The 9,341-nt window shown below is 66.3% G+C and carries 9 protein-coding genes; all 9 read left to right on the top strand.

Features of this window, described 5'->3' with window-relative positions; all coding sequences use genetic code 11:
* The first annotated feature begins 61 nt into the window (after nt 1–61).
* The 9 genes from radA (at nt 62) to A9K71_RS22855 (ending at nt 9,261) form a co-directional block, all read left to right on the top strand.
* Nucleotides 62–1,480 carry a DNA repair protein RadA gene (gene radA / locus A9K71_RS22895; protein ID WP_067001377.1) on the top strand — a complete coding sequence of 473 codons (1,419 nt, stop codon included), beginning with the start codon at nt 62–64 and terminating at the stop codon, nt 1,478–1,480.
* A 27-nt stretch (nt 1,481–1,507) separates the two neighbouring features.
* Nucleotides 1,508–2,188, top strand: coding sequence for a CvpA family protein (locus A9K71_RS22890; RefSeq protein ID WP_067001375.1), 681 nt, complete (start codon nt 1,508–1,510; stop codon nt 2,186–2,188).
* A gap of 111 nt (nt 2,189–2,299) precedes the next feature.
* On the top strand, nt 2,300–3,781 hold the full coding sequence (purF, locus tag A9K71_RS22885; RefSeq protein ID WP_067001372.1) for an amidophosphoribosyltransferase: 1,482 nt from the start codon (nt 2,300–2,302) through the stop codon (nt 3,779–3,781).
* 27 nt (nt 3,782–3,808) lie between these two features.
* Nucleotides 3,809–4,552 (top strand): SDR family NAD(P)-dependent oxidoreductase, encoded by a 744-nt coding sequence (locus tag A9K71_RS22880; RefSeq protein ID WP_067001369.1) that lies wholly within the window; start codon nt 3,809–3,811, stop codon nt 4,550–4,552.
* Between the two features lie 76 nt (nt 4,553–4,628).
* Nucleotides 4,629–5,270 carry a hypothetical protein gene (locus tag A9K71_RS22875; protein WP_067001366.1) on the top strand — a complete coding sequence of 214 codons (642 nt, stop codon included), beginning with the start codon at nt 4,629–4,631 and terminating at the stop codon, nt 5,268–5,270.
* A gap of 130 nt (nt 5,271–5,400) precedes the next feature.
* Nucleotides 5,401–5,625, top strand: a complete 225-nt coding sequence (locus tag A9K71_RS22870) for a hypothetical protein (RefSeq protein ID WP_067001363.1) — start codon at nt 5,401–5,403, stop codon at nt 5,623–5,625.
* Nucleotides 5,626–5,765: 140 nt separating this feature from the next.
* Nucleotides 5,766–7,268 (top strand): peptidase S10, encoded by a 1,503-nt coding sequence (locus A9K71_RS22865; protein WP_067001360.1) that lies wholly within the window; start codon nt 5,766–5,768, stop codon nt 7,266–7,268.
* A gap of 141 nt (nt 7,269–7,409) precedes the next feature.
* Nucleotides 7,410–8,306, top strand: a complete 897-nt coding sequence (locus tag A9K71_RS22860; protein ID WP_067001357.1) for a DMT family transporter — start codon at nt 7,410–7,412, stop codon at nt 8,304–8,306.
* Nucleotides 8,307–8,361: 55 nt separating this feature from the next.
* Nucleotides 8,362–9,261 (top strand): DMT family transporter, encoded by a 900-nt coding sequence (locus A9K71_RS22855; protein ID WP_082980662.1) that lies wholly within the window; start codon nt 8,362–8,364, stop codon nt 9,259–9,261.
* Nucleotides 9,262–9,341: the final 80 nt, after the last annotated feature.

Genomic DNA, 9,341 nt, shown 5'->3' with positions numbered 1-9,341 from the left:
AGGACAGAGGGGGGTGGGCGGGAACGCCGGCCTTCGAAAATTTGCGATCGGCCCAACACTAATGGCCAAATCGCGCGTTCAGTTCATCTGTCAGAATTGCGGCTCGGTGCATCAGCGCTGGGCCGGTAAATGCGACGCCTGCGGCGAGTGGAACACACTGGTCGAGGAAGGCACCGCGGGCGGCATCGGCTCGGGGCCGGCCAACACCCGCAATGCGCGCAAGGGCCGCGCCGTGGTGCTCACCAGCCTCTCCGGCGACATCGAGGACGCGCCGCGCATCGTTTCCGGCATCGGCGAACTCGACCGCGCCACCGGCGGCGGCTTCGTGCGCGGCTCCGCCCTTCTGGTCGGCGGCGATCCCGGCATCGGCAAGTCGACGCTGCTGACGCAGGCCGCAGCCGCTTTGGCCTCGAAAGGCCACCGCATCGTCTATGTTTCAGGTGAGGAAGCGGTCGCGCAGATCAGGCTGCGTGCTCAGCGCCTCGGTGTCGCCTCGACGCCGGTCGAACTCGCCGCCGAGACCAATGTCGAGGACATCCTCGCGACAATCGCCGACGGCAAGCGGCCCGATCTGGTGATCCTCGATTCCATCCAGACGCTGTGGACCGATCTTGCCGATTCGGCGCCCGGCACGGTCACCCAGGTGCGCGCGGCCGCCCAGGCGATGATCCGCTATGCGAAATCCACCGGCGCCGCGATCGTGCTCGTCGGCCATGTCACCAAGGAAGGCCAGATCGCCGGCCCTCGCGTCGTCGAGCACATGGTCGACGGCGTGCTCTATTTCGAGGGCGAAGGCAACCACCACTTCCGCATCCTGCGCACGGTGAAGAACCGCTTTGGGCCGACCGACGAGATCGGCGTCTTCGAGATGTCGGACAAGGGCCTGCGCGAGGTCGCCAATCCATCCGAGCTGTTCCTCGGCGAGCGGCATGCGAAGTCGCCCGGCGCCGCCGTCTTCGCCGGCATGGAAGGCACAAGGCCGGTGCTGGTCGAGATCCAGGCGCTGGTGGCGCCCTCTTCGCTCGGCACGCCGCGCCGCGCCGTCGTCGGCTGGGACGGCGCGCGGCTCTCTATGGTGCTGGCGGTGCTGGAAGCGCATTGCGGCGTCCGTTTCGGCCAGCACGACGTCTATCTCAACGTCGCCGGCGGCTACCGCATCTCGGAGCCGGCGGCCGACCTCGCGGTCGCCGCAGCATTGGTTTCGTCGCTCACCGGTCTTGCCCTTCCCGCCGATTGCGTCTATTTCGGCGAAATCAGCCTTTCGGGCGCGGTGAGGCCGGTTGCGCATGCGCAGCAGCGCCTTAAAGAGGCCGAAAAGCTGGGTTTTGGAAGCGCGGTGCTGCCGCTCGGCAGCGAGGAAGTCGTTGGCGGTAATGGGGCCGGGGGAATCGCGGCCGGCGCTTTCCAGCCCACCGAGCTTGCCGACCTGGTGGCGCGCATAGCCGGCTCACGGCGCAGCCGCGCCGACGAGGGGGAGTGATGCAGCTCATGATGTGGGGCGAAAGACATGCCGATTACGCTGCTTGACGGAATTCTCGTCGGCTTCACCCTGGTCTCGGCGATGCTTGCCATGGTGCGCGGCTTTTCCCGCGAAGTATTGTCGGTGGTGTCGTGGGCAGCGGCGGCGGCGGCGGCCTTCTTCTTCTACAAGCCGGTCCTGCCCTACGTTCAGCCCTATGTCGACAACGACAAGATCGCCATGGCCGCGGCGGCCGGCATCGTCTTTGTCATCGCGCTGATCGTCGTCTCGGTGATCACCATGAAGATCGCCGACTGGATCATCGATTCGCGCATCGGCGCGCTCGATCGCACGCTCGGTTTCCTCTACGGCGCGGCGCGCGGCATCCTGGTCGTCGCGGTGGCGCTATTGTTCTTCAACTGGCTGGCCGGCGCCAAGGCGCCCGCCTGGGTTGCCAACGCCAAGTCGCGGCCGCTGCTCGAGACGATCGGCGCCAAGCTCGAAAGCGTGCTGCCCGAGAACACGGAAGAGCTGGTCAACAAATACACGCGTAAGGTCACGCCCCAGGCCGGCGCGCCGGCGACCACCGACCAGCCCGCGGCCGAGCCGCCGGCGACCGGCGACGACAGCGCGACGGCGCCCGACGACAGCGAAGGCGAAGCGCCGGCCGACAATGAGCCGGCCCCAGCCCCCGCCCCGGCTCCCGCCGCTCCGGCGCCGGCAAACTGAAATCCAGGCCAGTTCCGGCACTGGCCTGCATTTTATGAATGCGGCATCGCATGCGTTGCGTTCGATGAGCGATCGCCTTATATGGCGGTTTTAGCGGAGCTTGAGCCCCAGATGGCAGACTCAACGGCAGACGCAGGCAAAGTCCTTTCCGCCGAGGCCGATGACCATTTCCATGACGAGTGCGGCGTGTTCGGCATTTTCGGCCGGCAGGACGCGGCTGCCATCGTCACACTCGGGCTTCACGCGCTCCAGCATCGCGGTCAGGAAGCCGCCGGCATCGTTTCCTATGACGGCACCCAGTTCCATGTCGAGCGTCATGTCGGGCTGATCGGCGACACCTTCACCAAACAGAACGTCATCGATCGCCTGCAGGGCAACCGCGCCATCGGCCACACCCGCTACGCCACCACCGGCGGCGCTGGCCTGCGCAACATCCAGCCCTTCTTCGCCGAGTTGGCCGAAGGCGGCCTTGCGGTCGCCCATAACGGCAACCTCACCAATGCGCTCACCGTCCAGCGCGCATTGCAGAAACAGGGCTCGATCTTCTCCTCCACTTCCGACACCGAGACGCTGCTGCATCTGGTCGCGACCAGCAAGGAACGCGATTTGAACTCGCGCTTCATCGATGCCGTTCGCCAGGTCGAGGGTGCCTTCTCGCTGGTCGCGATGACGGCCAAGAAGATGATCGGCTGCCGCGATCCGCTCGGCATCCGTCCGCTGGTGCTCGGCGACCTCGACGGCGCCTGGATACTCGCTTCGGAAACCTGCGCCCTCGACATCATCGGCGCTCGTTTCGTGCGCGACATCAAGCCGGGCGAGATGGTGGTCATCACCGCCAAGGGCATCGAGAGCCTGTTCCCGTTCGAGCCGCAGAAGACCCGCTTCTGCATCTTCGAATATGTCTATTTCGCGCGGCCGGATTCCTCGGTCGAGGGCCGCAACGTGTATGAGGTCCGCAAGCGCATCGGCGCCGAGTTGGCGCAGGAAAACCCGGTCGAGGCCGACATCGTCGTGCCGGTGCCGGATTCCGGCACGCCGGCCGCGATCGGCTTCAGCCAGGCCGCGGGCATTCCCTTCGAGCTTGGCATCATCCGCAACCACTATGTCGGCCGCACCTTCATCCAGCCGGGCGATTCCATCCGCCACATGGGCGTGAAGCTCAAGCACAATGCCAACCGCCGCATGATCGAGGGCAAGCGCGTGGTGCTGGTCGACGATTCCATCGTGCGCGGCACCACCAGCCAAAAGATCGTGCAGATGGTGCGCGACGCCGGCGCGAAGGAAGTGCATATGCGCATCGCATCGCCGCCGACCAGCGCATCGTGCTTCTACGGCGTCGACACGCCGGAGAAATCGAAGCTTCTGGCATCGCGCATGTCGGTCGAGGAGATGGCCGAGTTCATCCGCGTCGATTCGCTCGGGTTTTTGTCGATCGACGGGCTCTACCGCGCCGTCGGCGAGGCGCGCCGCGACAACGACCAGCCGCAATTCTGCGACGCCTGCTTCACCGGCCAGTACCCTACCCGCCTGCTCGACTTCGAAGGCCACGACAACGTGCGCACGCTGTCGCTGCTGGCGAGCGGCGGATCATAAGCCGGTCCACCCCACGGAATCCCTCACATGACCCTCGACCTTTCCGGCCGCGTCGCGGTCGTCACAGGCGCCTCGCGCGGCATCGGTTACTTCATCGCCAGGGAACTGGCTGCCGCCGGCGCGCATGTCGTCGCGGTCGCCCGCACCGTCGGCGGGCTGGAAGAGCTTGACGATGCGATCAAGGCCGACGGCCGCGGACAGGCGACGCTGGTGCCGCTCGACCTCGCCGACATGGCGGGCATCGACCGGCTCGGCGGCGCCATCCACGAGCGCTGGGGAAAGCTCGACATCCTGGTCGCCAATGCCGGTATACTCGGGGTGATCTCGCCGATCGGCCATGTCGAAGCAAAAACCTTCGATAAGGTAATGACCGTCAACGTCACCGCGACCTGGCGCCTGATCCGTTCGGTCGATCCGTTGCTTCGGCTCTCCGACGCCGGACGCGCGATCATCATGTCCTCCAACGCGGCGCACTCGGCGCGCGCCTTCTGGGCGCCCTACGCGGCTTCCAAGGCCGCGGTGGAGACGATGATGCGCTCCTGGGCGCATGAGACCGAGAGCCTGCCGCTTCGGGTCAACGCCGCCGATCCGGGCGCCACCCGCACCGCAATGCGCGCTCAGGCCATGCCGGGCGAGGATCCCGAGACGCTGCCGCATCCGTCCGAGATCGCCAAACGCATCGTGCCGCTGGCAAGCCCGGACTTGAAGGAAACCGGGCTGATCTTCCAGGCCAGGCACAACCGTTTCGTCGCCTATCGGCAACCGGAATAAACCTGCCTCAAGGCGGATGAAACAGGCCTCCGGCTACGTTCTTCGAATGTAGAACATTCGAAACCGGAGGACCGACATGCGCAGACTTCTTCTCGTTGCCGCCACCGCCATTACCGCCGCACTCGCCGCCACGGCAGGCGCGGCCCTGTCGCAAGACGCCAAGATGAGCTTCTTCGTCACCAGCGTCGGCTCCGGCAAGGGCGCCGATCTCGGCGGCCTCAAGGGTGCGGACGCGCATTGCGCCTCGCTGGCAGAAGCGGCCGGTGTCACCGGCAAGACCTGGCACGCCTATCTGTCCTCCAGCGCCGAGGATGCGCGCGACCGCATCGGCAAGGGTCCCTGGTTCAATGCCAAGGGCGAGAAGATCGCCGACGACGTCGCCTCGCTGCACAGCGACGCCAACTCCATCAGCAAGCAGACGGCGCTTACCGAGAAGGGCGAAGTCGTCAACGGCCGCGGCGACAAGCCCAACCGCCACGACGTGCTGACCGGCTCCAAGCCCGATGGCACCAAGATCGCCGACCAGACCTGCGGCGACTGGACGATGAGCGGCGCGGAAGGGGCGGCCATGACGGGCCATCACGACCGCGCCGGCCTCGACGAATCGGCCGCGGCGAAGTCGTGGAATTCCTCACATGCTTCGCGCGGCGGCTGCAGCCAGGAGGCGCTGAGAGGCACGGGCGGCGACGGCCTGTTCTACTGCTTCGCTGTCGAATAAGCGTCCGGCCAGCGGTCGTTCACGGGTCTGTGACCAGGGCGGGGCAGCGTATGCCGCCGCCCCGCTTTCGCCTTTTGCTGGGAGTTGCTAGCATCGACCCGACTCCGACATCCAGCAAAGAGGAATCCCCATGGCTGCCACCCCCAGCGTAGCGTTGGTCTGGTATCTTGTTATCGCCGGCCCGCAGGGCGGCATGGCGGTGCTGCCCAGCACCTTCGACACCCGCGAACAGTGCACCAACGCGATTGCCGAATATCAGAAGCAGCCGACGCCGCAGGGTTGGGCCGTGCAGTGCGTGCCGAGCGCCTCGCCCTTCACCGACGAAGGGGATGCGGAAGTGCCATCGGCACAGTAGCGCCAGCTGATCTCCCCCCTTGTGAGCCAATCTCCCCCGCGACGGGGGAGATCGCAGTTCCAACGCAGCGCCAAGCCTATGCCCTTTGACTTCGGCCGCCCCGGCCATACCTTTGCGGGGGTCGTTCCCGCGGAGGTCGCATGCGGTCCAAGTTGAAGCTCCTGCCCTTCATCCTCCTGGCGCTCACAGCCTTTGCGCAGCCAGCCGGCGCCGAGACACCTGAACGGCCGGCGCCGGCCGGCGGCGTGCTGTCGCTTCTGCCGCCGCCGCAGGTCACCGAGCATTCGATCACCCTTGGCGGGCGCAAGCTCGACTACCAGGCCAAGGCCGGCACGCTGTCGCTGCTTTCCGGCAAGGGCGAGGTCACGGCCGAGATCTTCTACGTCGCCTACACGCAGCAGTCGCCCGCCCTGGCCAAAGAGCGGCCGATCACCTTCGTCTTCAACGGCGGGCCGGGCGCGGCTTCCGCCTACCTGCATCTCGGCGCGATCGGCCCGCGCATCGTTGCGACCGCTGCCGACGGCCAATTCCTGCCGCCGCCACAAAGGCTCGTCGACAATCCGGACAGCTGGCTCGACATGACCGATCTCGTCTTCGTCGATCCGGTCGGCACCGGCTACAGCCGCGAAGCGCCGGGCCAGGACACGAAAGGGTTCTGGGGCGTCGACCAGGACGCCAGCTCGGTCGGCGCTTTCATACGGCTCTATCTGGCGCAGAACGGCCGCACCGCTTCACCGCTCTTCCTCGCCGGCGAAAGCTATGGCGGCTTTCGCGCCGCGCTGCTCGCCAGGACGCTGCAGGAGGATGTCGGCTTGAGCCCCTCCGGCATCGTGCTGATCTCGCCGGCGCTGGAGTTCATGCTGGTGCGGCCGGACCAATTCGACCAGTTGCACTGGGCGCTCGAACTGCCTTCGCTGGCGGCAGTGCGGCTTCGCGCCGACGGCGTCAGCGGCGAGGCGCTGCGCGACAGGCTGGCCGAGGTCGAGCACTATGCGCTTGGCGACTATCTGACGGCGCTCGCCAGCGGGCTGGAGCAAGGCGGCAAGCTCGCCAGCGGGCGCGTGGCGGAAATCACCGGCCTGCCGCTCGAACTCGTCGAGCGCAATTTCGCCCGTGTCCCTACCGGCCTGTTCACCCGCGAGTTCCAGCGCGCCAAGGGCAAGGTGCTCAGCCCGTACGATGCCACGATCAGCACCGCCGATATCTCGCCGGGAAGCGCCCGCATAGAAGGCCCGGACCCGGTGCTTGACCGCAGTGTGCCGGTGCTGACCTCGGCCTTTGTCGCTTACGCCCGTAACGAGCTGAATTATCGCACGGATGTCAGCTACCGGCTGCTCAACGGCGAGATCAGTCGCAATTGGGAGTACGGCACCTCGGGGCAAGGCTATGCCGGGGCGATGAACGACCTGCAGCGGGCGCGTTCGCTCAATCCCTCGCTCGGTGTCGTCATCGTCAACGGCTATACCGACCTCGTCACGCCCTACCTGGCCTCGCGCTATCTGGTGAACCAGCTTCCCTCGCTCGCCGACGCCAAACCGATCCGTCTCGATGTCGTCGAGGGCGGCCACATGATGTACCTCAGGCCCGACGGAAGGCGCGCGCTGAAGGAGGCAGCCTCCGAGCTCTACCAGGCGACGCAGTAAGCGCTTCTCGATCGGCCACGAGGGCTCTGCCCCAACGCAAGCGCCGCGCTGGAACAGCGCGGTAGAAGCTTTCGCCCGTATAGCTGGCAGAAGTGGATCCGATGGGGCGGAGCCGCCTCCACGCTGGCAAATCGATACCGCATGGCCGATGTCGTCGTCCTCGAAAGCCGCGAAAGGGTGCTGGCCGGCATCCTGTTCACCGCGGCCGCCTATTTCTTGTTTTCGGCGCAGGATGCCTCGATCAAGCTGTTGGTGGCCGGCATGACGGTGTGGCAGATCATGTTCTTCCGCTCGGTCACCGTCCTTGCCGCCTGCGGCGCGATCGGCGGACGGACGCTGTTCGCCGACACGGTAAGCTCGCCCATCGTGCGGCCGATGCTGGTGCGCAGCGCGTTCACGCTCGCGGCCTGGCTCTGCTACTACAACGCCGCACGCTCGCTGCAGCTCGCCGAGCTCACCACCATCTACTACGCCGCGCCGATCATCGTCACCGTGCTTTCAGTGGTGATGCTGGGCGAGACCGTGCCGCTCTTGCGCTGGGCGGCGGTGTTCGTCGGATTCGTTGGCGTCTTCATCGCCTGCGACCCGGCGCGTCTCGGCTTCTCCGTGCCGGTCCTGCTTGTGCTGGCGGCAGCGCTTTTGTGGGGCATCGCCGTGGTGCTCTTGCGCAAGACCGCGATGCAGGAGCGCACGACGATCCAGCTGGTGCTCAACAATTTCTACTTCCTGCTTTTTTCGGCGGTGCCGGCGCTGATCTGGTGGCGCATGCCCGACGCGCCGCAACTCATGCTTCTCATGAGCGTCGGCGCGCTCGGCGGCGTCGCGCAATACATGCTGTTCGAGGGCATGAAACGGGCGCCGGTGTCGATCGTGGCGCCATTCGAATACACCTCGCTGGTCTGGGCGTTCGCGCTGGGCTTCGCCATCTGGGGCGACGTGCCGAGAACCGAAGTTTTCATGGGCGCGGCTTTGATCATCGGCGCCGGCCTGCTGATCGTCGGCAACGAGCGTTTCCGCAAACGGGTCGAGGACTCATGACAGAAGGCTGTCAGCACGAGCGGCATAGTCTGGTGCCATGACGGATACGGTCGACATGCCTGAAAAGCTTGCCAAGGGCACCGCCGACGCCACAGCCGAGCGCATGCTGGGCGTCGTGCTGGTCTCGGCCTCGGCCGTCGCCTTCGCGCTCACCGGCGTGCTGACCAAGTCGATCCATGCCGATCCGCTGACCATCACCTGCTGGCGCGGCTTCTTCGGCTCGATCCTGATTGCTCTTTACGTGCTGTGGCGCCGCCGCCGCTCGGGCGGGCGCGAGAGCCTCAGGCTCGGCTGGCGCGGCTGGCTGCTTGCGGTCGAGGGGGCTGCCGCCAGCATCGCCTTCATCGCGGCGTTCAAATACACCTATGTCGCCAATGTCGCGGTGATCTACGCCACCTCACCCTTCATAGCCGCACTGCTTGCCTTGCTGCTGGTGCGGGAAAAATTCCGGCTGCAGACGATGCTGGCGGCGGCCGTGTCGCTATGCGGCGTCGCCGTCATGGTGGGCGGCGGCTTTGGCAGCGGCCACCTGTTCGGCGACGGGCTGGCGCTTTTGATGACCACCGGCAGCGCGCTCTACATGATCATGGTGCGCGCCTTTCGCGACTCGCCCGTCGTCTGGGCCGGCGCGGTGTCGGCCTTCCTGCTCTTCGTCCTCGGCTGGTTCGTCACCGACCCGGTTGCCGTTTCGACCCGCGATATGGTGCTGCTTGCCACCTTCGGCTGCTCCTTCGCGCTGGCCTCGATCCTGTGGACCGAAGGTTCGCGGCTTATCCCCGCCGCCGAATCCGGCCTGCTCGGCTCGGGCGAAGTGCCGTTCGCCATCCTGTTCGCCTTGCTGTTCCTCGGCGAATTCCCACCGCTGGCCAGCATCGTCGGCGGCGCGATCGTGCTTTGCGCGGTTTTCGCGCACGCCGCACGCGACTGGTCGAGAGCCAAATCGACGCGTTCATAAATTTTTTTCGCGGTCACGGAACCATCACCCGACTCAGGCATTGTTAGATCGACGGGTCACCCCCCAAGTCCCCCCAAACC

This window comes from Mesorhizobium sp. WSM3873 (genome assembly GCF_001672445.1).
In the GTDB taxonomy this organism is placed as follows: Bacteria; Pseudomonadota; Alphaproteobacteria; order Rhizobiales; family Rhizobiaceae; genus Mesorhizobium.
This window is presented reverse-complemented; position numbering and strand designations above follow the sequence as displayed.

Bases quoted from the DNA above. Each gene is read 5' to 3' on its own strand.
- radA (WP_067001377.1), top strand. From the start codon at position 62: ATGGCCAAATCGCGCGTTCAGTTCATCTGTCAGAATTGCGGCTCGGTG.
- purF (WP_067001372.1), top strand. From the start codon at position 2,300: ATGGCAGACTCAACGGCAGACGCAGGCAAAGTCCTTTCCGCCGAGGCC.
- A9K71_RS22875 (WP_067001366.1), top strand. From the start codon at position 4,629: ATGCGCAGACTTCTTCTCGTTGCCGCCACCGCCATTACCGCCGCACTC.
- A9K71_RS22870 (WP_067001363.1), top strand. From the start codon at position 5,401: ATGGCTGCCACCCCCAGCGTAGCGTTGGTCTGGTATCTTGTTATCGCC.
- A9K71_RS22860 (WP_067001357.1), top strand. From the start codon at position 7,410: ATGGCCGATGTCGTCGTCCTCGAAAGCCGCGAAAGGGTGCTGGCCGGC.
- A9K71_RS22865 (WP_067001360.1), top strand. From the start codon at position 5,766: ATGCGGTCCAAGTTGAAGCTCCTGCCCTTCATCCTCCTGGCGCTCACA.
- A9K71_RS22890 (WP_067001375.1), top strand. From the start codon at position 1,508: ATGCCGATTACGCTGCTTGACGGAATTCTCGTCGGCTTCACCCTGGTC.
- A9K71_RS22880 (WP_067001369.1), top strand. From the start codon at position 3,809: ATGACCCTCGACCTTTCCGGCCGCGTCGCGGTCGTCACAGGCGCCTCG.
- A9K71_RS22855 (WP_082980662.1), top strand. From the start codon at position 8,362: ATGCCTGAAAAGCTTGCCAAGGGCACCGCCGACGCCACAGCCGAGCGC.